We start from the raw sequence: 26,203 nt of genomic DNA, 5'->3' as shown, positions 1-26,203 counted from the left end.
ACAGCGCGAATGCGCTAATGACAACATATTATTTTATAATTTCGATTAGGTTGTATGGTCTTATTAACAAATAATATGATGTTGTACATACGAGTTGATAGAGCGCGGCCTATTATTGAAAAAAACAAAGAAACCGTCCCTAGTGCAACGGTTTCCTTGCGTTAATTTAGAATGTCGGCAAATTATCGAGATTGTTATCTTCTCGGCCGTCCGGATCGGAACGCAGATGCTCGTCCCCGTCGCGTCCCTTGAATACGTTAACGTTCTCGATCTGCTCGTTCTTCGCCATTTGCTGCGCTTCTTTGTAGCCGACGACTTGGCCTGAAGACAACTGGAACTCCACGATATCTCCGTCGCCGTTCTTGCGTACGGCTACGATCTGCTGCTTGTCGCTTTGTTGATCCATTGAGACCACCTCCAAGAGGATAGTCTCTTCAAGTTATTGGAGAAATATGCAAATGGAGGACTACAGGGTAGCGATTGCCACTCTACACACGAACAAGGCGCCACACATGGCTTTGATAGTCGCCATGAAGGCGAGGGATCGGGACACCGGCGTACATTAATTGGTCCCCGCCGTAGACGGCACCGCTGCCCTCCACCCGGTAACGGGCCGAGGCGTCAAGCCCCCGGAACTTCAGCCAATCCAGCGGAGCATTCGGTTCGGCCAATACGCGGATATAAACCGCGAATGCCTCGGAACGATCCGCGGCAACCATGATCCAAGCGGTATCGTTGCCTTCGAACGGACTTCTAAGGCGATAGAAGTCGCCGAACTGCACCAAGTGGCGAATGTCTTTATACTGCTCCACTTGATCTTTAACTTGCGCCTTCTCTTCATCCGTCATCTGAGTCAGGTCAAGCTCGTAACCGAAATTGCCCGACATCGCGACGTCACCGCGCGTCTTCAGCGAAGTCATCCGGTGCACTTGATGGTTCGGCACCGCGGATACGTGGGCACCCATAGCGCTGACCGGATATACCATGCTCGTTCCGTACTGAATTCGCAGACGGCTGACGGCATCCGTGTTATCACTAGTCCATGTCTGAGGCATGTAGTAAAGCATCCCCGGATCGAAACGGCCGCCTCCGCCGGAACAGCTCTCGAACAGGATGTCCGGAAACTCGGAAGTGATCGTCTCGAGCACGCGATAGAGCCCCAACATGTAACGATGCGCTGTTTCGCGCTGGCGCTGCGATGGCAGCAATGCCGAGCCGATCTCCGTCATGTTTCGATTCATATCCCATTTGACGTAAGTAATGGGAGCGGAGCGCAACACGGAACTTACCGATTCGATCAAGTAATCGCACACGTCTTCGCGCGATAGATCTAGTATTAGCTGTTGCCTCGCTTCCGTTCTTCGACGGCCCTCGACATGCAAGCACCAATCCGGATGGGCGCGATACAGCTCGCTATCCGGCGAAACCATCTCCGGCTCGAACCACAAACCGAATTGCATGTCGAGTCGGTTCACCCGCGACGCCAGATCGGCTAAGCCGCCTGGCAGCTTGCGATAATCGACTTTCCAGTCACCGAGCGAAGAGTCGTCGCTGTCTCGATGGCCGAACCAGCCGTCATCTAGCACGAACAGCTCGATCCCGAGCTCCTGCCCGACTTTGGCGATATTCTCAATCTTGTCGGCATTGAATTGGAAGTACGTCGCTTCCCAATTATTCACGAGTACCGGCCTTGTCCGGTCCCGATAAGTTCCGCGACACAGTCTGCTGCGGTATAACCGGTGATACGAGCGCGACATTCCTCCTAATCCTTCGTCCGAATAAACCATGACGAGCTCGGGGGTTTGAAACTCTTCGCCCGGCTCTAACCGCCATTCGAAGTCAAAAGGATTAATTCCAACCGATACCCGGGTTGTCCGGAACTGGTCAACTTCTGCCTGAGCGACGAAGCTTCCGCTATATACAAGACTAAAGCCGTATGCTTCGCCATTTTCTTCATCCGCGTTAGGCGAGACTAATGCGATGAATGGATTTTGTTGGTGACTGCTTGAACCTCTGCGGCTCTCGACGGATTGAATTCCCGGCACGACTTGCCGCCTGTATAAGTCCCTCTCGCGAGCCCAAGCTCCCGACAATTGCAGAAAGTGGAATTGATCATGACGGAAATCTACGCTTCCGCTAAGCGCCCGGAGCAATCGCAGCGTCGTTCCACCCTGATTAATTAGCTTAACCGATCTGACGATCGCATCATGGTCCGTAAATACAGAGTATGAAAGCACGACACACATACCCGATTTTTCATCCTGAAGGACTAGTTCCAACGTTTGAGCTTCTTCATCCTTTTCCGTATACGTGGATGGCAATCCGCTTAACTTCGGCTTACCATTCACGATCCGATGCTCAACGTAGGCAAGCTCCGTAATCGTAGAACCATCCGCAAGTTGGACTTGATACGCCGGATGCCGAAAATCGCTCGTTCCGTATGCCGGGTATTCTTGAGGAAGCGTATCGAACGAGATGGTTCTATCCTCCGGATAAGGATTCGGCGAGAAAGAAGAGCGCTCAATGAAATCGAGCATTCCGTCCCATGGCGCATCCGACACTTTACGTCCCCAGTAAGCGTGCATTGGGACACCGTTCTTATTCAATTGGATAACGTAACTCGTATTCGGTCCTTGCAAATGAAATACGCGATGTTCCGCGTTATAGTAAATGCCCATATGTTCCTCCTGCAAAGTTCATCTTATTTGATCAAACCGGTCCGTCTTTTTAACCAACGATTCCTTTGATCACAAAAGCATATCCGTATGTCCGATTAGCGAATAACGTATACTCGGGGTGCGTAAGAGCGCCCCAACTGTCGTCGCCTCCGACTCCCATTTGTTTGTAGTTAACGCGCACGACCGTCTTCTCAGAAGGCGGCAACAAATGTTGATGATCGTATCGTTCCAGTTCATGGGGCGTGTACGGCAACGCATTTAGTTCGAATACCGGCGCTCCTTCAAGCTTGATTCCAAGACCGTCAACGTTCGTCAGCGTAGCATAACGAACTTCCGTCTTGTTGCCTGTTTCTTGCGGTCTCAAATAAGGAGCCGCTTGTTCGTTTACTTTACCAGAAAACAGTCCCAACCGCGCTCCGGCGCTACGATCCCAGTAATTTTCGTGAGGACCTCTGCCGTACCACGAGATAGTATCGAACGAAGAGTCCATCTCGAAAATCATTCCGATTTCCGGAATTTCCGGAAGTCCGCTGCCCGGATTCAGTTCAAGCCGAACCCCGGTCTCGCCGTTTCCGCGAATCGAATAGGTTAACGTACAAGCGGAGACGGGGCTCGTAGGCAGCACATACTCCACGATGACTTCAGCTACCGTCGAAGTGGAAGAGGACGTAAACTTCAACAGCTTGCGGTTAAGTCCCGCTTCCCTCCATATCGCGCAGCGATCAGGATGCCCGTTGCCTCTGTCGTTATCCGTGTATGCGCGCCAGAAGTTCGGCGCCAATCCTTGCGCAAGCAGCTCCGTGCCCTTCACCCGATAGGAAACGAGATCCCCGGTCGAACAATCGAAGCTAACCGAGAAACCTTCGCCGTTAACAATCCAAGTTTGTCCATTTCTTATCGACTGTACCGCAGCGTTAATCATTGCTTCTTCCCCTATTAAAGCCTGTACCTCAATCGGCAACACGAACTGCTCGTACGCAAGCTCGTGACCGGCTTCCGCCCAAGCCGTACGCTGCTTCAGTCTCATGCTTAAGGTGAGCACGTATTCATCTTCGATACTCGCTTCCGCCGGATAGGTGTGAAAGAGATCCACGACAACGGATTGGCCAGGAGCGGCTTGAACGTCCAACTCGCCCTCGCTGACAAGAATACCGTTATTTTCGACTTCCCATACCAGTTCATACGTTTCCAAGTCCGTAAACAAATACCGATTGTTGACGACGAATCGGCCTTCCGCCAAGTTTTCCGCCGTAAATTTGACGTTCTGGTAGCATTTTTTCACTTCATGCAGCTTGGGCGATACCGTACGATCCGCGAAAATAAGGCCGTTGCCGCAAAAATTGCCGTCATGCGGAGATTCTCCGAAATCGCCGCCGTATGCCAGGTGTGAATTTCCTTGCGCGTCGGTCACACGAATCGCCTGATCTACCCAATCCCAGATGAAACCGCCTTGCAGGATGGGATATTTCTCGAACAGCTCCGTGTATTCGGACAAACCGCCGCAGGAATTTCCCATGGCATGGCTATATTCGCAGAGGATAAACGGCTTGGTTGGCGCCGGCTTTCTGAGCGCGTATTCCACGATGTCCCGAGGTTTCGTGTACATCTGGCTCTCGATATCGGAAGCCGCCTCGGATTTCCGACAATGGAATATTCCTTCATAGTGAACGACCCGCGAAGGATCGGCAGCGCGCAAATAGTCATGCATATGCACGAAATTATCTCCGCCCCAAGCTTCGTTGCCTAGCGACCAGATGACGATCGAAGGGTGGTTCTTATCGCGCTGCAACATGGAATTGCACCGGTCGATGACGTTATTTCGCCATTCCGGCTTGCTCCCCGGTACGGTGTCGAGTTCTTCCTGCTGCCCGTAATCCCAAGACCCATGAGTTTCCATGTTCGTTTCATCGATCACGTAGAGTCCGTATTCATCGCACAGCTCGTACCATCTCGGATTATTCGGATAATGCGACGTTCGAACGGCATTGATATTGTACGCTTTCATCAGCTTGATGTCGGTGATCATGTCCTCTTCACCAAGCGCGCGTCCCGTATCGGTTGAGAACTCATGCCGGTTAACGCCTTTGAATTCGATTCGCTGCCCGTTGATCCGCATGAGTCCGTCTTTGATCTCGAACGCGCGGAAGCCGATCCTGCAGCTGACGAATTGAACCGCCTGATCTTGCTCATTCGTTAGTCGAAGAACGAGCGTGTATAGATTCGGATGCTCCGCGCTCCACTTCAAAGGAGCCTCCACTTCGGTCGACCCTTGAATGTTCAATGATTGTCGCGAGCCGATCGCAGCCTCCATCCTTAATGGCTGCTTCAAGATCTGCCGGTTCTGGCCATCGTATAGTTCCGCCTCTACGGCCATTACGCCGAAATCCCTACCGAATTCATTGCGAATCTTTGCATCGATCCTAAGCCGCGCGTTGCGGAATTGCTCGTCCAAATCGGTGTTCACGAAAAAATCGTAAATGTGCGTTTCCGGTGCCGTAAACAAATACACGTCGCGGAAAATCCCGCTCATCCGCCAGAAATCCTGATCTTCTAGCCAGCTTGCATCACACCAGCGATAGACTTCAACCGCAAGCTTGTTCTCGCCTTCAACCAAATACGGGGTCAAGTCGAACTCGGCGGGCGTAAACGTATCCTCGCTGTAGCCGACCAATTGTCCGTTTAACCAGACGTAGAAAGCCGATTCGACGCCTTGGAAACTAATGAATACCGGTTTGTCTTGCCAGCCTTGAGGCACTTCGAACATTGTCATATAAGAACCTACAGGATTATATTTCGTTGGTGCGAACGGAGGCTTAAGCGGTTCGGAATCGATCCATGGATATCGGACGTTCGTATACTGCGGATAATCGTAACCTTGCAGTTGCCAATGGGCGGGAACCTTGATCTCGGACCATCCGCTATTATCGAATTCTAGCTCGTAAAAGTTCTTAATCCGCTTGTCCGGATTTTCCGCAAACGAGAATTTCCACATCCCATTCAGCGATAAGTAATGCTTGGATAATTTCCGTTCGCCCTTCAGGGCTTCTTCTAGAGAGTCATGCGAGATGAGAGTCGCGTGGGCTTCCATCCGGTTCAGTTCATAAATCTCGGGATTATTGTTCCACTCCGGGTAACCGTTCTCCGGCGGCGAGTAAATCCATTTTATCTTGGACAAGTTGCCCACTCCCCTTCATAATATAACTATATTCGTATTATAAGATCACTTCGAGCCTATTAATATCTAAAGATTTTCGTCAAACTATCAAAATATGAAGGGAATTAGCGACATGACCATTCCTTCTTTTCCCATTGTAACGGAAACCGACTCTCAGTTGCCGATTTACCTCACCAGCGTCGGACATTGGGAAAACCAAGATAGAACGAGAAGACCGGAAGGATTCCCCGATTTCCAATGGTTGCAGGCGCATTCCGGGATGGGCGAACTTGTCGTTGGCGGTCAACGTTATGTCGTCAAACCAGGCCAAGGCTTTTTCCTATTCGCGAACGAAGCTCACCACTATCAACCTATAGCGGAGCCCTGGGATGTTCAATGGATCTCTTTTAACGGCAACCTCATTCCCTCTCTGCTTCGGCAAGCCGGCATCGAGCGCTCGGGCGTATTTACGATTACTTCACCGGATAGTTTGATCCTGCACATGAAAACGATATATGCAATGTCGCTCTCCGGCCATCCTTTCGTGGGAATGGAATGTTCGAAGCTGCTTTACGCTTTTCTCCTCGATCTTATGAAAAACGTCTGGACGAGCTCATCTTCTACCGCACATAACTATATGAAACTTCATCCGGTAACCCAATACATCGAAGCCAACTATAATCGCCCGATCACGATCGACGAGATGGCGCTATGTATCGGGGTGAGCGCCCAGCATCTTTGTCACTTGTTCAAAATCACGTTAAAAATGCGCCCCATGGAATATGTCAATCGCGAGCGAATCAACAAAAGCAAAGAATGGATGTTCCGCGAACCGAGCCTTAAAATGCAAGAGATCGCGGTACGGGTAGGGTTTGAAACGCCTAGCTATTTCAGCTACGTGTTTAAGAAAACCGAGGGGATGAGCCCGGAGCAATTCAAGCGTTCTCACGGAGGATGAGGCCGAACCATTTTATTCAATTTGACATCCTCCGTTCAATTGAATAGGATATAGTCAATATATTGACTAATGGAGCTGCTCATTTGGATAAAAACGATCATTTACACGGGAATATTGTCATGAATATTTTTCGATGCTCCAACTTGCTTGAACGCATCGGCCGTAAACACGTAGCTAAGGTGGGACTGACTAGCGTCCATCAATGGTTCATCCTTTCCACCTTGTCTAACGGTGACTTATCCCTTAAACAACTGGGAAAAAATACACACGTGACCAAGCAAAACATGACCGGTATGATCGAGCGCCTGAAGCAAAGCCAATATGTTACGACGTATGAAGCGCAGGAAGACCGGCGTATCACTCTCGTGCAATTAACCGACAAAGGCAAACAAGCTCTTGCCGAGCTAGATCAATTGGGCACTCTTACGGATCTAGCGTCCCTTGAATGTATGCGGTTTGACGAGCTTGCGTCCTTAAACGGATGCCTTCTGAAATTAATCGAGAATATGAACGACGAATAACTTCCGCCAAACGAGGAGGACACCTATCATGTCTACGATTTCCCCAGCCGTTAAATTGTCGGTTCTGGATCTCGCATCGATAATCGAAGGCAGCACGCCTGCCGTTTCTTTACGCAATACGCTCGAACTTGCCCAGCACGCGGAGAAATTGGGGTATCACCGCTTCTGGTTAGCGGAACACCATAACATGCCCGGCATCGCCAGCTCCGCTACGTCGGTCGTCATTGGACATGTCGCGGCCGGAACGTCGACGATTCGCGTAGGATCGGGCGGCATCATGTTGCCGAACCATGCGCCGCTAGTAATCGCCGAACAATTTGGCACTTTAGAATCCCTATACCCGAACCGGATCGATCTGGGTCTCGGCAGGGCGCCCGGCTCCGACCAAGCCGCTTCGCGCGTATTGCGCAGAGGGCTCGGAGCCGGCGGAGAGGATTTTCCGGCGCTCCTTAGCGAGCTTCGCGCTTACTTCGATCCGTCGTCGGGATCCGCTAGCAACATCGTCCGCGCCATTCCCGGCGAAGGGTTGAACATCCCGATCTGGCTCCTCGGATCCAGCGGGTTCAGCGCTCAACTGGCAGGCCAGCTCGGTCTTCCGTTCGCGTTCGCAAGCCATTTCGCGCCGGATTATTTAATGCCGGCATTGGAGATCTATCGCAGTAATTTCCGGCCATCGGCCGCATTGGATAAGCCCCATGTCATGGTCGGACTAAGCGTTACGGCCGCGGACACGGAGCAAACGGCGAGACGGCTTGCCACTTCGCAACAACAGGCGTTCCTTAACATGATTCGCGGAAGATTCGGACAATTACCTCCTCCCGTGGATAGCATGGACGGCTTATGGTCGCCCCAGGAAAAAGCGGCCCTTATGAGGCAATTCGGATATGCGGTCATCGGAGACAAAGACCAAGTAAGAGACAGAATGCAGGCTGTCATCCGCGAAACAGGCGCCAACGAACTGATCATCGCATCGCAAATTTACGATTTCAAAGCCCGCTTGAGATCATACGAGATCATCGCCGACGTCAAAGAAGAGCTCGACTGAAGGGTTTGGGGGGACCTCCGTTTATCTTAAGAAACGGTTACCTTATTGCATTTATTTATTACGACTTTACCAACTCGAATATTGAAGAAAGGAGCTGTCCCATAAGTCACTTATGGGACAGCTCCGCTTTGTCAATTTCTCACAACGGTTATTTGACTCTTATCAACATTGGTCTGAATAGAATTACTCCCCTTAGTCGTAAGCTCCAAATATTCCCCCTTTTTCATCCTTATTACATCGTTTCTTCCAATCTCAATTTGTTGATCCTTAAATTCGTCCAATTTGCCGTCAGCCTTATGAATGACATAATCATACACAGCCGTTGAAGATGCATCGGTTGGATAAAGAAGGATTACTGAAACATCTTCAATAATGCTAACAAAGGTATACGTCCAAAGTTTCACCTGAATGGGCGACTGTCAAAATATCTTTTCTAAAATCAAATCTTTCCTGTATTTTCTCCACCGTATATTCCTTTACTCCCTTTTCAACACTTCCAGAACCGATCCAGCATGACTCTTTGGGTCGACAATAGTCATACATCGACATCGAATCACTAGTGCCGTTCTTTTCCTCAATTAAGGCTAGAGTAGATTCTAAGTTATCGTAATCTTTTTTCTCCATATAATAAACACTGATGTGAAAGTCTTCCAAACCACTTTCTATTAGTATATCTTGTAGCTCATCTATAATCACGGCTTCTCTCCGCTTATCGATGGGTTCGTCGCGGGGGACAAAAAAATCTATTCCAGTCCAATAATCAGCATTATAGTCGACTAATGTTGATGCCAATGTAAATTTATTATCCGGCAGTTTCTCGAATGGGCCATTATCAAAAACGACATCCAATTTTATCGATTCCCCCAACAAAGGAGCCGCTTGTTTTCGCACTTGTTCAATCAGTCTATCTGTCATAATCAAATCCATATAACCATCTTCAATTACATTGCTTTTTTCCCAATATTCCACTCTAAACTTTCTTTCGGGTTCGTTAACGGGATAAGCCTCCGCTTTTAAACCCGCAATACCACCGCCAAACGGGTTGCCAATCGTTATGTAATGCACATTTCCACTGATCGCCACGTTGAACTCCTGATTATATTTTTCCTCAAGATGCTTTTGCATATTATTTCTAGCCGTTCGTTTCTCAGCTTTGGAATAGCCACCACATGCTGGCAGTACCATGAGGATTAGCGAAGATAGTATAAGAATCAGGATTTTTTTCAATTCAAGGACCTCATCTTTCCCATTATCTAACTATGTTGATCTTAGTTACTTATGAAAAATTTGACAAATTTATTTAAAATATAAAATACGACAAAGTTATGGGAAATCCTTCATAAAGCGCATTGGGTACTTTATTTCACTCACCGTATACCATCCCCGACTTAGTTTATTAAAGCATGATTACTAACAATAGATTGACAGCTTTCAAAGCGAGGTGATATGATCAACACTAATATTTCCGAGTAATCCCATTATAATTGGAGGTTTTATGATGAAAAAACAACTCAGATTAGGTTCCAAACTACTTCTAGCATCCGCCATCCTCTTATCGGCATCCGCCGTAGGTGCACCATCCTGGTCATCGGCAGCATCCAGCACTTCATCTAACGTCCTTGCATTGTCTCCCCTAGCTAAAGAATACGCCGTATTCCTCAAGGAAAAATACAATATCACGATCGGAAATAGTGTAACGAAGGGACAGTACGCTGCTGCCGTCAATACAATCCTTGCTTCTTCCGCGGTCGAAGTGTCCACGACCGGCAAATCTAACGTTCGCCTGAAATCGGTTGAGGCCGTACAGCTTGCCTTGAAAGCCGCCGACCTCGAAGAGCTTGCCTATACATACCCTGCCGACAAAACGAAGAAGTCGCTAGCCAAGCTGAAATTGAACTGGAAGTCCGACGCGTACGGCTCTAAGAAAGCTCAAGCGTTGGCAGCCGCAGTCGATACCGGCTTGCTCCCGTCCGATTATTATGGAGAAATCAAGAATGACGGCGCGGCCTCCTCTGCGCTCTCCACCATCCTGCTAGGCAAAGTTCTCGAAACTAAAGGACAATACAAGCACTATATCGGAAAATCGTCGGATTCGGACATTTACGCCAAATTATTCGATGCCTATCGGACTTCGGACATTATTCAAGCTCCTGAATTGCGGAATGTCGTAGACGAAGCGTTAAAAGAAAATCTCGTGACGGGCTACAATCTGAAAGACAGCCGTTACGATGCTAATTTCATAGATTCGCTGTCGCTCGTATACGGACACTCCGACTTTAAACATGCCCTACAGCTCATCGGCTTGCTTCGCAGCGAGAAGATCGATGCCAAAGTGCAATTCGAGCCCAAAACTTCGGCCTTCATTTATTTGAAGGAATGGGGAGATCCCGGCGTATCGGACTTGTACGAAGTCGTGCAGATCGAGAACGGAAACTATATCGAATACGCCAAAGAATACGATCTGGCGTTTGAATTCGCGACAATTGCGGATAAAGCCCGCTTCGATCAAATCGTGCTTAAGTTCGCTAAGAAGAACAAAGATAACCAACCCGGCCTTATTTACGGCTCTTGGTGGCAACCGTTGTATTTCTCTTTAACAGAGCTCAAAAACTATAAAAAAATTACGAACAACAAAATCGAGAAAGGGCACTACTACGCTCAATCCTTCTCCTTAAAAGAAAAATCCGCGGAAGTGACCGCCGGATTCAAGAAGCTTGATCCGAAAGCGAAATTGATCCAGTATGATTTCTGGGTCGATGGACCATTCTTCAATTACCTGAACGGCGAATCGAAGTAAAATAAGGGGCTGATCTGTTAGGTCTAGTAAATGACCATACAGATCAGCCCCTATTTTTGGGATCACTTTCATTCTGCCTCGCCTAGCTGATCATCAAATTACGCTGCTTCGCCTCTACGATAGAACGGCTGAACGCAGTCGCAAGCCCTTCCAAGTAAACATAATCCGTAACTCCGATGATCTCCCTTTCTCCGGAAGAAAATACAAGCGTAAGCTTATGAACCGGTTTCACGAAAATATAAATCAGCACGTTAGCAACGAACCCGAGAAATCCTAATAGCGTTACGATGGAATGAAAACGGAAGTCCCATATGAATCCGGTTGCGATGAGGAGAAGTTCAATTACTAACAAAGTATAGGGAATTTGTCTTCTCGTTTTGGTAAGTTTAATAGAGCACAGATGTTGGATAGCAAATCGGGTATTCCCGCTAATAAACAGTTCCCTAGTAATGGTGAAATTATTATCTTTAAAGATCGGTTGGTTTTCCACTATAATTCCTCCTCAAGGATGGGCTCAATGAATTGATTTCGACACCCGAATGGAAATACCTACCTATGATAGTCAAAAAAAACTAGAAACAGCCAGCCCGCACTCCCTCGGAGTTCGGACTGGCTGTTGCTCTATCGTTCGTTTTCTAATCTCGTTTACTCATATAGAACCGCTTTGACATCTTCGTTATCGATATTCGTTTTGTCGTACCATACGAAGCCGCTGTCGATTACCGGATCGACATCTTGGCCTTTGGCCGCCGCTACGGCTGCTCTTACCGTTTCGTATCCGATCCCTACCGGATTCTGGGAGACGGCTCCCGCCATCAGGCCGTTCTTGACCGCATCGATTTGCGCTTTACCGGAGTCGAACCCGATAACGATAATTTTACCTTCTTTTTTCGTTTCGGCTACCGCGTTGATAACGCCGATCGCGGAGCCTTCATTCGTACCGAAGATCCCTTTCAGATTCGGATAAGCTTGCATGATCGCTTTTGCGGCATCGGTCGATTTCAAGTGATCTCCACCGGCGTATTGAATGTCGACGATTTTGACGTTAGGATACTTTTCTTTTATGCGGTTCACGAATCCGTCGCGGCGATCAATGCCGGTGCGGCTAGTTTGATCGTGGGCAATGACTGCGATTTCGCCTTCCCCGCCGATGAGAGTTCCCATTTTATCCGCTGCCATAGCTGCTGCTACGGCATTGTTCGTTGCTACCGTCGTAACCGGGATATTGCTTTCAACGCCCGAATCGAAAGCTATGATCGGAATTCCAGCGTCTTGCGCTTTCTTCAGTAGCGGAATCGATGCTTGGCTATCGAGAGCCGCGAAGCCGATTGCGCTAGGTTTCTTGTCCAAGCCCACTTGTAGCATCTCAAGCTGCTTGTCGACTTGAGATTCCGTTTCGGGACCTTCAAAAGTAATCTCGACGTTCAACTCGGCAGCCGCTTTCTCCGCGCCGGCTTTAACCGCTTGCCAGAATTGATGCTGGAACCCTTTGGAAATGATCGGAATGTACATTTTTTTCCCGTCAACCTTTGCTTCCGCGCTCGGCGAAGCAGACGGTGATGATGAGCTTCCCTTGTTGCCGTTGTTGTTCGAACCGCAAGCGCTGATTACCAATACGAGCGCCAATACCATCATTAGCCAGCCTTTTCTCATCTTCATATCCCCTTTGAATGAATGATCATTGCATGATTTATATAATCTCCGATGGAGACCATACCAGCGTTAGGCCTTGCGGCGGCGCAAAATATCTGCGTATACGGCGAGTAGGATAACAAAACCGACAACGACCGTTTGCCATTCTTGCGGAACGGACATGATACGAAGCCCGTTCGTCAACACGCTCATGATCAGAGCCCCGATTACCGTACCGACTATCGTTCCTTTACCTCCATTAAGCGAGGTACCGCCTATGACGACGGCTGCGATGGCCTCCAGTTCGTAACCCATCCCAAGCGAGGGTTGAGCCGAGTTGAGGCGAGATGCCATAAGCACGCCGGCAAGCCCCGTGAACACTCCCGTAATCATATAGATGATGATTTTCCATTTCCGAACGTTGACGCCGGAAAGACGTGTCGCTTCCTCGTTGCTGCCGATTGCGAAGTTATACCGGCCGACGATCGTTCGGGCAAGCAAGAGGCTACCGATCACCGCTGCCAAGAAAAAAACGAGAACGGCGTTCGGAATATTGAATCCGGGTATGAGATCGCCCAGTACCGAGCCTAACGAGATTTCCATGAACACTTCGTCGTCCGTGAAGTAGATCGGCTTCGTACCGGAAATGACGAGCGCAAGCCCTTTGGCTATCATCATCATAGCCAACGTGGCGATGAACGGCGGAATGCCAAGACGCGCGATCGTAAACCCGGACACGAATCCGCACAGCGCTCCCGTCAACAGGCCCCCGATAATTCCGACCCATACCGGCAAGCCCCATATCGTGATGAATACGCCCGTCATCACGGCGCTCAGCGTCATGACCGTTCCGACCGAAAGGTCGATGCCTCCGGTTACGATTACGAAAGTAACTCCTAGCGCCAGTACGCCGATCACTGCCGTTGAGAGCAGAATGCCTACGATGTTAGAGAAGTTAAAAAAATTCCCGGAAGCAAATGAGAAAAAAATAACGAGTAAGATCAGGCTTCCGAACGCTAAAAACTGCTGCAGTCTCGGATTTACCGCAAAACGCTTTTTCTGAATTTCTGCCGTTGCCGCTTTCATAAAGACTCCCTCTCTTTCTGATTGCCGTTACTAGCTAATCCTGTCCGTCGCATAGGTCATGATTTGTTCTTGGGTTGCATGATCATCGTTGATCAGTTCTCCCGTAATTCTGCCTTCGCACATGACGATAATGCGATGGCTTAATCTTAAGATCTCAGGCAGCTCGGAGCTGATCATAATAATCGACTTGCCCGAGGCCGCTAGACTTTCAAGCAATTTATAAATCTCGCTTTTGGCTCCGACATCGATTCCGCGTGTCGGCTCGTCGAAGATGAGAATATCGCAATCGCGCGTTAGCCATTTACCGATGATGACCTTCTGCTGATTGCCGCCGGACAAATTTTTCAGTTTCTGCCCAATGCCCGGCGTCTTCACCTTCAACTCTCCGACAACATTGTCCGCCGCATCCGCCATCCGTTTGTCGCTCATCCAACCGAAACCTTTCGTGAATCGTTCCAATGCGGCGATTCCGACATTCGTTTTCACGTCCATCTCGAGCAGACAACCATAATGCTTCCTATCTTCTGACAAGTACCCGATTCCGTATTTTACAGCCTGATCCGGTCCCGAGATCCTTACCTTGCTTCCGCGAATATAGATGTCGCCGGATTCAACCGGGTCAGCTCCGAAGATCGCGCGGGCGGTTTCCGTTCTGCCCGCTCCGACAAGCCCGGCTACGCCGAGAATTTCTCCCTTGCGAAGCGAGAAACTAACATCCCGCAGCACTTTCCCGCGATTCAAATTCCGTACTTCAAGCACAACGTCGTTATCGTTGGCCATCCTGCGATCCGGCTTGGTCGGTTGATAGATCTCTCTGCCTACCATCATGGATATAATTCGGTCGATGCTTACGCCGGCGGTATCCACGGTATCGATATAACTTCCGTCCCGCATGACCGTGATTCGATCCGTAATTCTTTTTAACTCCGCCATACGATGGGAAATATAGACAATACCTACCCCTTTAGCCCGCAGCCGGTCGATCATCTTAAACAATTCCTCGATCTCTGCTTCGCTGAGCGCAGCCGTCGGTTCGTCCATGATCATGACCTGCGAATCGTAAGAGATCGCTTTAATGATTTCTACCATTTGCTGCTTGGCCACGGTAAGCTCGGATACGGGAGTCGTCGGCTCAATGTCCAAATTCATTTGCTTAAGCAAGATTGCCGTCTGTCGATTCATTTCTTTATCATTAAGGAACAACGGAATCGCTTTGCGCGGCTCCTTGCCTATAAAAATATTTTGGGCGACCGTTAAATCAGGAGCCAAATTCAACTCTTGATGGATCATGCTGATACCCAGCTTCTGAGCCGTTCGCGTATCGGGGACTTGAACCTCTTTCCCTTGATACACAATTCGCCCTTCATCCTTCCCATAGACGCCGGTCAGTACTTTCATCATCGTCGATTTGCCTGCCCCGTTCTCTCCGACGAGCGCGTGCACTTCCCCGGAACGCAGTTCGAATTGGCAATCCTTTAAGGCGTGAACTCCGGCGAAATGCTTCTCGATTCCTTCCATCTTCACGATAACTTGACTCATCGCTGTTTCCCTCCCATCTCTTTGTTCTAGGTGTTGATATTCACTTTACACGTTCAGTCGAAGCGCTTACATGTGATTTTTTCCTGTATGAGTCGAATAATTTATGAGGTTTGCAAGCCCGCAAAACAAAAAAAGACTGCTTCAGAAAGTCGATATTCGACCTTCTGAAACAGCCTCTCAGTTTCCGACAAACGGGAACAATAGCTTCTGGTTTTCTTCTTCGTACATATTTCGTTTCGTTATGAGCAAGGAGCCCGTATCGATGATTCCCGGAATTTTCTTGCCCCTTACGGCTTCTACGGCCGTCTTGATGCTTAAATACCCCATCTGGAAAGGCCGCTGAATGACGGTAGCTTTAATAATCCCTTCATCCAGCAACTTGATTTCATTGAAGGAGCTATCGAACCCGATCAGCTTGACCCTCTCTTTCACCTCAAGCTCCCGGATCGCCCTTCCCGCTCCTACGGTAGTCGGCTCATTCAAACCGACGATTCCTAGCATATCGGGATACTCGTTCAATATCTCTTTGGCCATTAAGTAAGCATTCTGCTCAGACCCTTCGACGTAGAAGGTATCCAAAAGCTCGATATTCGGATTGCCGGACAGAATTTCGCGGACCCCTTTTTCCCTATCGATGTGAGAGGCGGCATTCTTCACATAGCTTATGATGGCGACTTTGGCAGGACCTTCGAGATGCTGTTTCATCGCTTGCCCCGCTTCTTTTCCCGCGTTTACGTTATCCGTCGCTACGATGCTTTGCGCTACATCAGAATCGATCCCCGAATCGACGATGATAAGTTTTATCCCGCTTTTCTTCACCTTCTCGGCGACGGGAACCAACCGATCATAGTCGTTCGCGGCTAGTACGATCGCGTCCGGCCGACCTCGTATCGCTTTCTCTACCAGCGCGATCTGCTCATCCACGTCCGTCTCGGCCTTGGAGCCCCACACTTGAACGTTCGTATCGAACTCCTGGGAGGCTTCGTGAATGCCATCGACCAACACTTCCCAGAACTCGATAGATTTATCGGTAGACTTGATAATCACCGTGATGTCCAATGGTTTTTTGTCGGATAGTCCGTTGAACCAATAAACAAGCCCCGCGATGACGATGAGAATGAATGCGATCGCCCCTATCGACCACTTGTGTCTCCAAGGCATCCTAGTTCCTCCTTCACCGACGGAATCGACTTCGGAATCCGAATGTAGACAGTCGTCCCTTGATCTAAAGCGCTCTTGTAAGTCAGTCCGTATTGCGCTCCGAAATAAAGCTTAAGCCGTTCATGAACGTTTCTCACGCCTACGCCTCTGCCTTCTCCGAGTTGCGGTGCCGGCAGAAGAATCGTTCGTTGCTTTTCTTCGTCCATACCCTTGCCGTTATCTTCTATAATCAAATAAATATCCGTATCCGTTTCCTCGGCGGTAATCGTAATCAAGCCGGGACCGTGCTTCATCTTGATGCCATGGTATATCGCGTTCTCGACGATCGGTTGCAGAATCACTTTAATCGTCAAATAATGCTGGACAGAGTCGCCGATTTCGATCTGATAATCAAGCTTGTTCTTATACCGCATCTTCTGAATCATTAAATAGTTCGTAATATGCTCGATTTCCGTGCCGATCGATACTAGCTCTTCTCCTTTACTGATGGACGCCCTGAACAGCTTAGCCAGCGCGGAGGTCATCAATACGACTTCGCGGGATTTGTTGCTTTCGGCCATCCAGACGATGGAATCCAGCGTATTATACAGAAAATGCGGATTGATCTGAGCCTGAAGCGCATTGATCTCGCTTTTGCGCTTCTGCTCCTGATCGAGCACCGTCTGCGACATAAGCTCCTTGATTTTCCCGACCATAATATTAAACGCGCGCGCGAGCCTGCCGATTTCGATCGTCGTCGGAACGCTTACGTGGATGTTGAAATTCCCTTTTTCCACTTCCTTCATCGAATCCTGTAGCTGCTTAATCGGTTGGCTAACCCGTTGCGACAGGAAGAAGGAGATGATGATCGCGATGACGATACAGATGAGACCAAGAATGATAAAGGATAATCGAACTTCGTTCTGGTTGTCGACTAGCTCGTTCACATACGATACTCCGACGATCTTCCAGCCGAAATCGGAGTCCTGCACCGTATACATCCGGCTATCGCTGCCTTCATCGCTCGTAAAAGTCCCGTTCTTAATCTCGAGTACCTGATCAATCATCTCGGACTTCAAAGTGCTATAGATCAGCTGTTGCTGCGGATGATATACGATTTTACCGGTGGAGTCTACGATAAACAAATAACCCCTTTGGCCCAACCTTATTTCTTTGACCATGTCGTTCATAACGCTAAAGTTCAAATCGACCAGAAAAACGCCCAGCTTCGTCTCCCCGTCCCTGCTGATCAGTTCCCTGCTAAGCGAGACAACCCATGGATAATGATCCTTGAAAACCGGCTGAACGTGAGAAGGAGAAATCACGCTTTCCCCGCCCGCCTCCTTGGCTTTCGTGTACCAGCTCAAGCTCGCGATGTCGATGTACGGATTAAGCTCCAGATCTTTCCGTCCGGTTACGAACTGCCCACCGTAGCCGAAGACGTTAACGGACGAAATATCCGTTCTGGATACAAGCATCGACTCCAGCATGTCGGAGACGGCTTCTTTGGCTTTCTTCTCCTCGGCGAGGCTATTGAATTTCTCCGTTGATAAATATTGCTGAACCGCATGGTTCCCGACTACGAGGTCGGACATGCTCTTCATGCCGCTCACGTAAGATTTAATGTTGTTGTTCACTTGTTTCACAAGCTCCGTCGTGTAAGCTTGCGCCTTCGAGTGAACAGCTTCTTTAGTCAAGTAGTATGACGTGATGCTCATAATGAGAATGGTCATTAAGATCAGAATAACGAACGCAAGCACCATATTCGTCTGGATGCTTCGAAGCCGAGAGAAGATTCCCACCTGTCATCACGCTTTCCCTGTCATCATTTTGTTACGGTAATCCGTCGGCGTATCTCCCGTATGCTTCTTGAATGCGCCGCTGAAGTAATGCGGATCGCCATATCCTACCGCATAAGCGATCTCGTAGCTCTTCATCGCCGTTAAGTTCAGCAATTCCTTAGCCTTCTCCATTCGCACATGCGTTACGAATTCCACGAACGATTTGCCATTATGGTTTTTGAAAAGGCTACTGAAATAGGTGGAACTGAGCGAGACGTGCCGGCTAACCGACTTAAGCGATAATTCCGGGTCTGTATACCTTATCTTAACAAACTCGATAGCCTTAGCGATCTGATAGGCGCTTTGATCCTCGCGCGAGCTTCTGATCACGGTAACCGCTTTGCCGCACAATTCTTTCATTTGCTGTTCCATTTCATCCAAATTCGTCAAACGAATAATGTCGGTCACGGGATTAACGCCTTCACCGAAGGCATGCGAATAATGGCTGTTAACCTCATATAAAGTGTGCATCATGGTCAATAGCATGCGTTGTAAATAGATATAACAAATATCAATCGGAAAAACATGCTCCCTGAACGTGGCGAATAACTTCTTCAGCCAGTCTTCCATCTCTTGCGTTGTCCCTGTTTTAAGCTTCGTAATGAGTTCGCTCTCCCAAGTGACGACGGACAACAATTCAGGACGTTCTCTCTGCTCCATATCGGATAGACGGATGATCTCGTTCATGCCGATAACGTAACGGTAGTCTAGAGCGGACAAAGCGGATTGGTGGACAATCGAAACATTTTCCGTTAACTGGCTAGTATGCCCTATTCCTATCGATATTTTGATAGGGAGATAGGCCGTAACCGCGTTGCGGATTTCTTCCGCTACGAGCATTGCGTTATCGTGAAGCTCGTCGGAATCTTCGCCCGATAGGAGCACGAGCACGCGATTCCCCCCATCCCGAAATATAGCCGTTCCGGTATATTTAGCCGAGATTTCTTGCGCGATATTGTAGACGGCGAAACGAATAAGCTCCTGATCGGATAGCGTCGAAGACACGCTCCATTCAAACTCGTCGACATCGATGGCCAGCTCGATGAGATATGGCCCGTTCCATTCGATTTCGAAGTAGCTTAAGCTTTCTTTAATTTGTTTTCCGGTCATCGGAGCGGTGACGAGACGTTCTAGAAATCGCTCCTTCAACAATGGCATGTTTTCCGTCATTTGGCGCTTTAGAAGCTCATAATCTTGAATTTGTCTTCTCTCGAGATCCATCTCTTGAGCTAACTTGCAAACAATCGCTTCGAGTTCGGCGGCTGTAACCGGTTTCAAAATATAGTCCACGGCTTGCAGCTTCAAAGCCTGCTGAGCGAACTCGAAATCGTCGTATCCCGTAAGAATAATAACCTTCACGTTCGGGTAATGAAGGGATAACTCGCCGGTCAGCTCAATGCCGTTCATGAACGGCATTCCGATATCGGTTAGCACGACGTCCGGAGTCTCCCGCTCGATGAACTTAAGAGCTTCCTTCCCGTCTTCGCAATCGCCGATGCACACGAAGCCGAGTTGTTCCCAATTCATCTGTTCCTTGATCGCTTCCCGTACCAATGCTTCATCGTCTACGATAAGTAGCTTGTACATGATATCCCTGCCTCTTGTTGATCTAGTGGGCTACGGACGCGAAAGAGTAAATCGATAACTAAATACTTCTATCGTAAGGGATACCAATCCATAATGGAATGTAAAAATGTACGGAAGTAGTCGAAATTTTTTCTGTCCGGCAAAAAGAGTCTGTCTCAAAAGCCATTTCACTGACTGATGGGAAGTCCCTTGTCTTATTTCGTTATCGATTTTAGTTTTGGCCGGACATGTATCTCCTTCCGGTGGCTGTTGCATTCGTGAAAATTTGAATTTGTAAACTCATAACGAGGAAATTTCACGACTGCAAAGGCCAACGCTCCGCTCCTCCAGGAGATACATGTCCTCTTTTTCTCATCGATATCGGATTAAATGCGTAGGGAAACTCTTCTTCGTGCATGAGAGCAAAGAAATCACGGAATGCGGGTATGAGATTTGCCACCGCCACTATCGTAGCGCGAATTGCGAGAGGTCGGGTGGCTTTCGCTTGCCCATAATCTACTCAAAAAAGTTACAGTGGAATCGCGAAATGGCGACACCGGGATGACTTCTCCGATATCGCCATTTCTTCATTTTCACGCAGTTTTTTGGGCAAGCGAGCTATCTCTTAAGTGAGCTTACCGCCATTTGAGTCGGTCCCTACCTTATCGTCGGTTTATTCGACCGCAATATAAATATCGACCTGAGCTTGCTCAGGGTCCGAGCAACGCTCATCATAGAGCTCGAAATCGCCCGTAAACGTTCTCTTCAGCTTCGAAGAGGTGGACCATTTCCAGATCGCTTGCCAAGCCTCAATAACGACAGCTGGCATTAGTCCTTTCCTGGTCGTAAAGACGGCATATCGTGTAGCGGGTAGAATTTTGGCCTCCAATCCCGCCGGTAGAGAACCGATCTCGGCAACTTTGCAGCCTATCAGAACTTTATACTCGCCCGCCGCACCGATTACGTAATCGGTATAGCATCCATAGATGGGCTGCGACGGTGCCACCGACGAATGCGGAATCGATTGCTGTACGCCATCTTTCCAGAACTTGTCCCACAATCCGCCGATTTTACCTTGCGTTCCGAACTCTTGTTCATTGGACGTTATCGTCGAAATCCCGACAAGCTTCAGTTCATCCAATTGCACCAACGAATAGGAAGGCTCGATTGGGTCCGCAGACCATCGCTTCAAGCTTGGAAGCGACCCTGCCAACATTGCCCTTGCGGTGTTCTCGTCCATCCCTTGTTCCACTAGAAAAGGGATGCAGTAGCCGACCATATCATCCACTTTAAAGTTCGGCTGGGTAAATTCCCCGTTCGTATAGCAATAACTACAGTAATCCTGGACGGGTGCTCCCGACGAATTCGAACCGTACACCTCGGGGCTTGTTAGCGGCATTCCGCAGCTTTGGCATTGCAGTTCAACTTGTTGTTGCGACATTACATTCACTCCTTATCGTTAGTATCCTAACTATACAAGGAGTAACTTGACAGCTGTTTGTCAGGTTTAAGAATGTGGATTATAAATATTTCCGATATTCATGGCGATCTCTTTGATCTTGCCGCGGATATGCTCAGGCTCCAACACTTCCACGTCTTGACCGAAGCTTAAGATGAACCCGTATAACCAGCGATCCTCCGGATAATCGACCGAGACGACATAACGTTCTTCCGGTTCTTTGCCCGCTTCATGGACTGTTTCCGCAACAAGCGCCTCGACGTCGAACCATTCCTCCGCCAGATGTTTGGCTCTCCGATGAAATCGCAATACCACTCGGGTCGACGTTTCGGGAGTTACCCACCCCTGATTCCAAGGAATTTGATCAATCGAGATCGGATGCCGCGTAAAGCGATGTTCCTGGAGTGCTAATTCCTTCATTCTGAACAGCTTAAATAATCGAAATTGCTGGCGATCAAGGCAAAGAGCGTATAAGTACCAAGTTTGCTTCTTCAACACGAGCGTGTAGGGCTCAACCCTGCGTTCGGTTTCTTCCCCTTGCGCGCTGCAGTAGACAAAAGATACCTCACGCGTCTCCTCTACCGCTACCCTAAGCTTAGCCAGCTTCTCTTCTAAATGCCCCTTGCGCCCCCACGGGGACAAATCGACGATAAACTGTTGCGTTTGGAACTGAAATTGTTCCGTCTCCGCGGCAGGAACGATGCTATGCATTTTCTCAAGCAGTAGCTTATGGTTCGGGGTATCGTACGTTGTCGAGACGCTTTGCAACGCGGTTACGATCGCAACGAGTTCATTGTTGGTCAGAACATGACGGTCGAGGCGGTACCCCTCGGTTAACCCGATCCCTCCGCCCGCTCCCGGATAAGAGACGACGGGGATACCCGCTTGATTGATGACTTCGATATCGCGATAGATCGTACGAATGGACACTTCAAAATGATCGGCCAGTTCTTTCGCTTGGATCATTCTGCGATTGATCAGTAGGATAACGATTCCGAGCAAACGGTCAAGCTTCATGATCCCCATCCGTCCTATGTCGTCTTTTACCGGAACATCACTTTTTCCACGTTGTATTTCGCTTTGAGTTCATTAATGATATAAGTTTCATAGATTTCCCGGTGAACAGGGTCTTCGACTAAGCATACTTCGATTTTGGTTACTTCATCTCGATGCTCTTTGATCGGGGATACAGAATCTTCGAAATGTTTCTTGATTCTTGGCCTCAGCTTTCTTGCCTTGCCTACGAACAACAATTCGTCTTTATCATTATAAAACATGAATATGCCGCCCAATTCCCTTGTAATGAGATGGAAGTCGGTAAACCCGTAAATATGGCTCATTGTCGGTGCGGCTTGCTTGGTAATGGTAACGTCCGGAGTCGGAATGGTTATATGTATCACTGGGCAACATCCTCTTCTATAGGTTATTTAAAATATTATCTTCCAGCATAATGCTTTTATCGCCGTACTCTTTAATAATATGCGTTTCGCCCCACGCGCATAGGGAGTCCAGAATCGGTTTCAAGCTCGCTCCGTATTCGGTGAGTTCGTACTCCACCTTCGGAGGAACTTGATTGTAAATGATACGATTCACGATACCGTCATTTTCTAATTCTCTCAACTGCTGCGTCAACATTTTTTGCGTAATCGCCGGCATAACGTTTTTTAAATCGCATGTTCTTTTTTTACCATGGGTTAGATGACAGAGGATCACGCATTTCCATTTGCCCCCGATGACGTCTAAGGTCGCCTCTACGGAAATGTTATATTTTTTTTGGGTCACGGACATCCCTCCTGATCGCTATATTACTTTTTAGTGCCTATAGTACTTATAAGTGCGTACTATTCAATTCGTTTGGAGTAACTCATAATACCACTTACCGGCCGGTTATGACCATACTTGGGAAGTGGGGCGCATGGAATTGAACAGAGAAAAAAATACTTTTGCGCTACTTGCTTTAGCGATAAGCGCATTTGCCATAGGGACAACGGAGTTCATTAGCGTGGGGTTGCTGCCCCTTATTTCTGAAGACTTGCAAATATCGATCACAACTGCAGGATTAACGATCTCTCTATATGCGTTAGGAGTCACATTCGGGGCCCCAATCTTAACTTGGTTAACTTCCAAGGTATCGCGTAAAACTTTGCTGATCGGGATTATGATCGTCTTTATTATAGGTAACGCTCTTGCATCCGTCGCGAACGGCATCGCTCTCCTGCTCGTCGCACGTATCTTGTCCGCGTTCGCGCATGGAATATTCATGTCTATCGGTTCTACGATAGCGGCCGATTTAGTTCCCGAGAACCGCAGAGCGAGTGCCATTGCCATCATGTTCTCCGGGCTCACGATTGCTACCGTTACGGGAGTTCCGTTAGGCACTTGGATCGGACAACAATTAGGCTGGCGAGTTGCTTTTATCGCCATCGTTGTGATCGGCGTCTTAGCGTTAATCGCTAATCTTGTGCTTGTACCTGACAGATTGCGCAAAGGTAAGGCAACACCGTTTCGTGATCAGCTCAAAGTCGTGAAGAACGGCCGCTTGTTGCTTGCGTTTACCATTACGGCGTTAGGTTACGGGGGGACGTTCGTCGTCTTTACTTATTTATCCCCGTTACTTCACGACATAACCGGATTTAGCGAAAAAGCGGTCGTCTTAATCCTTATCCTCTACGGAATCGCTATCGCCATCGGGAATGTGATCGGGGGCAAAGCCGCAAACCGCAAACCGGTAACCGCGTTGTTCTATATGTTCGCGATACAAGCTATCGTGCTGTTCCTACTAACGTTCGCCGCACCGTTCAAGATTGCTGGATTGTTTACCATCCTATTGATGGGTCTGTTAGCCTTCATGAACGTGCCAGGGCTGCAAGTTTACGTAGTTACTCTTGCCGAACGATATACGCCGAATTCCGTGGACGTAGCTTCGGCCTTCAATATTGCCGCATTTAATGCGGGCATCGCAATCGGGGCATACTTGGGAGGGATAATCGCGGACACGATCGGACTTATTCATACCGCTTGGATCGGTTCAATAATGGTTGCAGGAGCCGTTGTCTTGACGGCTTGGGTTCGTGCTTTGGATGCCCGAGACTTGACAAAGTCGACTAAATTACGTATATCCGCATAGTAGAGTAAATGCTGAAATCAGGATTTTATATCAAACATCATTGGAGTGGATAATCATGACAGCCAACAGTTTACAAGCAACGACAACTTTAAGCAATGGAGTCGCTATGCCTTGGTTCGGTCTAGGGGTGTTCAAGGTTGAAGAAGGTTCCGACGCGGTAGATTCCGTGAAAGCAGCTATTAAGAACGGATACCGAAGCATCGATACGGCGGCTATTTACCAGAATGAACAAAGCGTCGGCCAAGGAATTCGAGAAGCGCTTCTAGAAACGGGACTCGACAGGAAAGACCTATTCGTCACCTCGAAAGTATGGAACGCCGATCTTGGCTATGAATCCACGCTGACTGCCTTCGAGACTAGCCTTAACAAGTTAGGTTTAGATTACCTTGATTTATATCTCATTCATTGGCCTGTCCAAACGAAATACAAAGAAGCTTGGCGCGCTTTGGAGAAGCTCTATCAAGAGGGCCGGATCAAAGCAATCGGCGTTAGTAACTTCCACGTTCATCATCTCGAGGACCTTATGCAGGATGCCGAAATCAAGCCGATGGTTAACCAGGTCGAATTCCATCCCTATTTAACGCAGCAAGAGCTGCTCCGTTATTGCCAAGATCATGGCATTCAAATGGAAGCTTGGTCTCCGTTAATGCAAGGCAAATTGCTCGATCAACCGGTCCTGCAAGAAATCGCGAACAAACACGGCAAATCGATCGCCCAAGTGATTCTGCGCTGGGATTTGCAGCATGGGGTAATTACGATTCCGAAATCTACGAAAGAACATCGAATCATCGAGAACTCGGAAGTGTTTGATTTCGAGCTCACGAGCGACGAGGTTGCCCGAATCGATGCCTTGAACCGGAATACCCGGGTAGGTCCAGATCCGGATAACTTCGACTTCTAAAACAACATAACAATCCCGTGTTTCCCAGGCTGCATCGACGGGAACTCGGGATTGTTTTTATCTTTTGCCGCATACCCCGTAAAAAAACATATGAACCATTCCCTCGAGAAAGTTATCCGTATCCCCGCTTTTCTGAGCCATTTCCAATATCGATTCATACTGATTCATATAGAGTTGAATAAAAGCCAATACGTTCTCGACGGTAACGTTCTCCGAGATTTCCCCGCTTTCTTTCCCCTCATTAATTATCCGAACGGTCAAAGGAATCGTCGTCTCCCTATATTGCCTTTCGATATACTGGGACAGCTCGTTATCTTCGGTTATGAGTTGTTTAATAAGGCCTGGCGTAAAATCCTTATACGATTCTTTTTCCAGCAAAATGATGTGCTCGATCTTTTCCTTTAACGAATGCCCTTCGTTCATATATTCCTCGAAATCGCGGATCGTCTTATCGAAGTAGTTTTTGAACACCTCGCGGATAAGCTCCTCTTTGCTTCCGAAATAGTTATAGATCGTAACTTGCGAAACTTTAGCCAACTTGGAAATATCGGCGATCCGAACCTTCTTCGGATCTGATGCCCGGAGCATTTCCAACGTTGTTTTCATGATTTTCGCTTTAATCTGGTTTGCCCTTTTCTCAAAACCATTCATACCGTTCACCCTAACTCCATAAAATAGGTTGAAAATAATGAAACAAAAATATGTAAATATTTCATTAAATTGTTGACGATACAGTCGTTCGAGCATAGTATAGCAGAT

Annotated in this window: 22 protein-coding genes; 6 read left to right on the top strand and 16 right to left on the bottom strand. The window is 48.3% G+C overall.

The window, feature by feature from the left end; all coding sequences use genetic code 11:
- Positions 1-166: 166 nt before the first annotated feature.
- The 3 genes from L3D05_RS00890 to lacZ all read right to left on the bottom strand — a co-directional run bounded on the left by L3D05_RS00890 (position 167) and on the right by lacZ (position 5,853).
- The gene (locus tag L3D05_RS00890) at positions 167-406 is read right to left on the bottom strand and encodes a DUF3892 domain-containing protein (RefSeq protein ID WP_239613763.1); all 240 of its coding nucleotides are present in this window, start codon (positions 404-406) and stop codon (positions 167-169) included.
- Positions 407-488: 82 nt separating this feature from the next.
- Positions 489-2,678, bottom strand: coding sequence for an alpha-galactosidase (locus L3D05_RS00885; protein WP_239613761.1), 2,190 nt, complete (start codon positions 2,676-2,678; stop codon positions 489-491).
- A gap of 49 nt (positions 2,679-2,727) precedes the next feature.
- On the bottom strand, positions 2,728-5,853 hold the full coding sequence (gene lacZ, locus L3D05_RS00880; RefSeq protein ID WP_239613760.1) for a beta-galactosidase, LacZ type: 3,126 nt from the start codon (positions 5,851-5,853) through the stop codon (positions 2,728-2,730).
- Between the two features lie 112 nt (positions 5,854-5,965).
- Between lacZ and L3D05_RS00875 the strand changes: the two genes are divergently transcribed.
- The 3 genes from L3D05_RS00875 to L3D05_RS00865 all read left to right on the top strand — a co-directional run bounded on the left by L3D05_RS00875 (position 5,966) and on the right by L3D05_RS00865 (position 8,356).
- Positions 5,966-6,790 (top strand): helix-turn-helix transcriptional regulator, encoded by an 825-nt coding sequence (locus L3D05_RS00875; RefSeq protein ID WP_239613758.1) that lies wholly within the window; start codon positions 5,966-5,968, stop codon positions 6,788-6,790.
- A 119-nt stretch (positions 6,791-6,909) separates the two neighbouring features.
- A complete protein-coding gene (locus L3D05_RS00870; RefSeq protein WP_239613756.1) occupies positions 6,910-7,311 on the top strand; it encodes a MarR family winged helix-turn-helix transcriptional regulator in 402 nt (133 codons plus the stop codon).
- A gap of 28 nt (positions 7,312-7,339) precedes the next feature.
- Positions 7,340-8,356: an LLM class flavin-dependent oxidoreductase gene (locus L3D05_RS00865; RefSeq protein ID WP_239613755.1), complete on the top strand. Its 1,017-nt coding sequence runs from the start codon at positions 7,340-7,342 to the stop codon at positions 8,354-8,356.
- A 375-nt stretch (positions 8,357-8,731) separates the two neighbouring features.
- On the opposite strand, the gene L3D05_RS00860 is transcribed toward L3D05_RS00865, so the two are convergent.
- Positions 8,732-9,583 carry a hypothetical protein gene (locus L3D05_RS00860; protein WP_239613752.1) on the bottom strand — a complete coding sequence of 284 codons (852 nt, stop codon included), beginning with the start codon at positions 9,581-9,583 and terminating at the stop codon, positions 8,732-8,734.
- A gap of 271 nt (positions 9,584-9,854) precedes the next feature.
- Between L3D05_RS00860 and L3D05_RS00855 the strand changes: the two genes are divergently transcribed.
- Positions 9,855-11,153, top strand: coding sequence for a hypothetical protein (locus L3D05_RS00855; RefSeq protein ID WP_239613750.1), 1,299 nt, complete (start codon positions 9,855-9,857; stop codon positions 11,151-11,153).
- Between the two features lie 82 nt (positions 11,154-11,235).
- Here the strand turns inward: L3D05_RS00855 and L3D05_RS00850 are convergent, their stop codons facing one another.
- From L3D05_RS00850 to L3D05_RS00800, 11 genes are all read right to left on the bottom strand, one after another.
- Positions 11,236-11,643: a DUF6232 family protein gene (locus L3D05_RS00850; protein ID WP_239613748.1), complete on the bottom strand. Its 408-nt coding sequence runs from the start codon at positions 11,641-11,643 to the stop codon at positions 11,236-11,238.
- Between the two features lie 155 nt (positions 11,644-11,798).
- On the bottom strand, positions 11,799-12,812 hold the full coding sequence (locus L3D05_RS00845; RefSeq protein ID WP_239613746.1) for an ABC transporter substrate-binding protein: 1,014 nt from the start codon (positions 12,810-12,812) through the stop codon (positions 11,799-11,801).
- 63 nt (positions 12,813-12,875) lie between these two features.
- Positions 12,876-13,871, bottom strand: a complete 996-nt coding sequence (locus L3D05_RS00840) for an ABC transporter permease (protein ID WP_239613744.1) — start codon at positions 13,869-13,871, stop codon at positions 12,876-12,878.
- 30 nt (positions 13,872-13,901) lie between these two features.
- Positions 13,902-15,410 (bottom strand): sugar ABC transporter ATP-binding protein, encoded by a 1,509-nt coding sequence (locus L3D05_RS00835; protein WP_239613742.1) that lies wholly within the window; start codon positions 15,408-15,410, stop codon positions 13,902-13,904.
- A gap of 177 nt (positions 15,411-15,587) precedes the next feature.
- Entirely contained in the window at positions 15,588-16,571 is a 984-nt protein-coding gene (locus L3D05_RS00830; protein ID WP_239613740.1) for a substrate-binding domain-containing protein, read from the bottom strand.
- Positions 16,544-18,352 carry a cache domain-containing sensor histidine kinase gene (locus tag L3D05_RS00825; protein ID WP_239613738.1) on the bottom strand — a complete coding sequence of 603 codons (1,809 nt, stop codon included), beginning with the start codon at positions 18,350-18,352 and terminating at the stop codon, positions 16,544-16,546. The genes L3D05_RS00830 and L3D05_RS00825 overlap by 28 nt, the downstream gene beginning before the upstream one ends.
- A gap of 6 nt (positions 18,353-18,358) precedes the next feature.
- A complete protein-coding gene (locus L3D05_RS00820; RefSeq protein WP_239613736.1) occupies positions 18,359-19,978 on the bottom strand; it encodes a response regulator transcription factor in 1,620 nt (539 codons plus the stop codon).
- A gap of 652 nt (positions 19,979-20,630) precedes the next feature.
- Positions 20,631-21,398 (bottom strand): effector binding domain-containing protein, encoded by a 768-nt coding sequence (locus L3D05_RS00815; RefSeq protein ID WP_239613734.1) that lies wholly within the window; start codon positions 21,396-21,398, stop codon positions 20,631-20,633.
- Between the two features lie 66 nt (positions 21,399-21,464).
- The gene (locus tag L3D05_RS00810; protein WP_239613733.1) at positions 21,465-22,433 is read right to left on the bottom strand and encodes a helix-turn-helix transcriptional regulator; all 969 of its coding nucleotides are present in this window, start codon (positions 22,431-22,433) and stop codon (positions 21,465-21,467) included.
- Positions 22,434-22,459: 26 nt separating this feature from the next.
- Complete coding sequence (locus tag L3D05_RS00805; RefSeq protein ID WP_239613731.1) at positions 22,460-22,816, bottom strand: nucleotide excision repair endonuclease; 357 nt, start codon at positions 22,814-22,816, stop codon at positions 22,460-22,462.
- A 16-nt stretch (positions 22,817-22,832) separates the two neighbouring features.
- The gene (locus L3D05_RS00800) at positions 22,833-23,198 is read right to left on the bottom strand and encodes a winged helix-turn-helix transcriptional regulator (RefSeq protein WP_369417925.1); all 366 of its coding nucleotides are present in this window, start codon (positions 23,196-23,198) and stop codon (positions 22,833-22,835) included.
- A gap of 133 nt (positions 23,199-23,331) precedes the next feature.
- On the opposite strand from L3D05_RS00800, the gene L3D05_RS00795 reads away from it, so the two are divergent.
- Together L3D05_RS00795 and pgoN are read left to right on the top strand one after the other, a co-directional pair.
- Positions 23,332-24,543: an MFS transporter gene (locus L3D05_RS00795; RefSeq protein ID WP_239613727.1), complete on the top strand. Its 1,212-nt coding sequence runs from the start codon at positions 23,332-23,334 to the stop codon at positions 24,541-24,543.
- A 55-nt stretch (positions 24,544-24,598) separates the two neighbouring features.
- Positions 24,599-25,444, top strand: coding sequence for a glyoxal/methylglyoxal reductase (gene pgoN, locus L3D05_RS00790; protein ID WP_239613726.1), 846 nt, complete (start codon positions 24,599-24,601; stop codon positions 25,442-25,444).
- Between the two features lie 57 nt (positions 25,445-25,501).
- On the opposite strand, the gene L3D05_RS00785 is transcribed toward pgoN, so the two are convergent.
- Positions 25,502-26,095, bottom strand: a complete 594-nt coding sequence (locus L3D05_RS00785; protein ID WP_239613724.1) for a TetR/AcrR family transcriptional regulator — start codon at positions 26,093-26,095, stop codon at positions 25,502-25,504.
- Between the last annotated feature and the right edge of the window lie 108 nt (positions 26,096-26,203).

The organism is Cohnella mopanensis, assembly GCF_022352055.1.
Lineage (GTDB): Bacteria > Bacillota > Bacilli > Paenibacillales > Paenibacillaceae > Cohnella > Cohnella mopanensis.
Note: the sequence above shows the minus strand (reverse complement) of the source record. Positions and strands in the feature narration are given on the sequence as shown.

What these genes read in the sequence shown, in the direction of transcription:
- L3D05_RS00890 (WP_239613763.1), bottom strand. Translation starts at nt 406, where the DNA reads ATGGATCAACAAAGCGACAAGCAGCAGATCGTAGCCGTACGCAAGAAC.
- L3D05_RS00885 (WP_239613761.1), bottom strand. Translation starts at nt 2,678, where the DNA reads ATGGGCATTTACTATAACGCGGAACATCGCGTATTTCATTTGCAAGGA.
- L3D05_RS00875 (WP_239613758.1), top strand. Translation starts at nt 5,966, where the DNA reads ATGACCATTCCTTCTTTTCCCATTGTAACGGAAACCGACTCTCAGTTG.
- L3D05_RS00870 (WP_239613756.1), top strand. Translation starts at nt 6,910, where the DNA reads ATGAATATTTTTCGATGCTCCAACTTGCTTGAACGCATCGGCCGTAAA.
- L3D05_RS00865 (WP_239613755.1), top strand. Translation starts at nt 7,340, where the DNA reads ATGTCTACGATTTCCCCAGCCGTTAAATTGTCGGTTCTGGATCTCGCA.
- L3D05_RS00855 (WP_239613750.1), top strand. Translation starts at nt 9,855, where the DNA reads ATGAAAAAACAACTCAGATTAGGTTCCAAACTACTTCTAGCATCCGCC.
- L3D05_RS00845 (WP_239613746.1), bottom strand. Translation starts at nt 12,812, where the DNA reads ATGAAGATGAGAAAAGGCTGGCTAATGATGGTATTGGCGCTCGTATTG.
- L3D05_RS00840 (WP_239613744.1), bottom strand. Translation starts at nt 13,871, where the DNA reads ATGAAAGCGGCAACGGCAGAAATTCAGAAAAAGCGTTTTGCGGTAAAT.
- L3D05_RS00835 (WP_239613742.1), bottom strand. Translation starts at nt 15,410, where the DNA reads ATGAGTCAAGTTATCGTGAAGATGGAAGGAATCGAGAAGCATTTCGCC.
- L3D05_RS00830 (WP_239613740.1), bottom strand. Translation starts at nt 16,571, where the DNA reads ATGCCTTGGAGACACAAGTGGTCGATAGGGGCGATCGCATTCATTCTC.
- L3D05_RS00820 (WP_239613736.1), bottom strand. Translation starts at nt 19,978, where the DNA reads ATGTACAAGCTACTTATCGTAGACGATGAAGCATTGGTACGGGAAGCG.
- L3D05_RS00815 (WP_239613734.1), bottom strand. Translation starts at nt 21,398, where the DNA reads ATGTCGCAACAACAAGTTGAACTGCAATGCCAAAGCTGCGGAATGCCG.
- L3D05_RS00810 (WP_239613733.1), bottom strand. Translation starts at nt 22,433, where the DNA reads ATGAAGCTTGACCGTTTGCTCGGAATCGTTATCCTACTGATCAATCGC.
- L3D05_RS00795 (WP_239613727.1), top strand. Translation starts at nt 23,332, where the DNA reads ATGGAATTGAACAGAGAAAAAAATACTTTTGCGCTACTTGCTTTAGCG.
- pgoN (WP_239613726.1), top strand. Translation starts at nt 24,599, where the DNA reads ATGACAGCCAACAGTTTACAAGCAACGACAACTTTAAGCAATGGAGTC.
- L3D05_RS00785 (WP_239613724.1), bottom strand. Translation starts at nt 26,095, where the DNA reads ATGAATGGTTTTGAGAAAAGGGCAAACCAGATTAAAGCGAAAATCATG.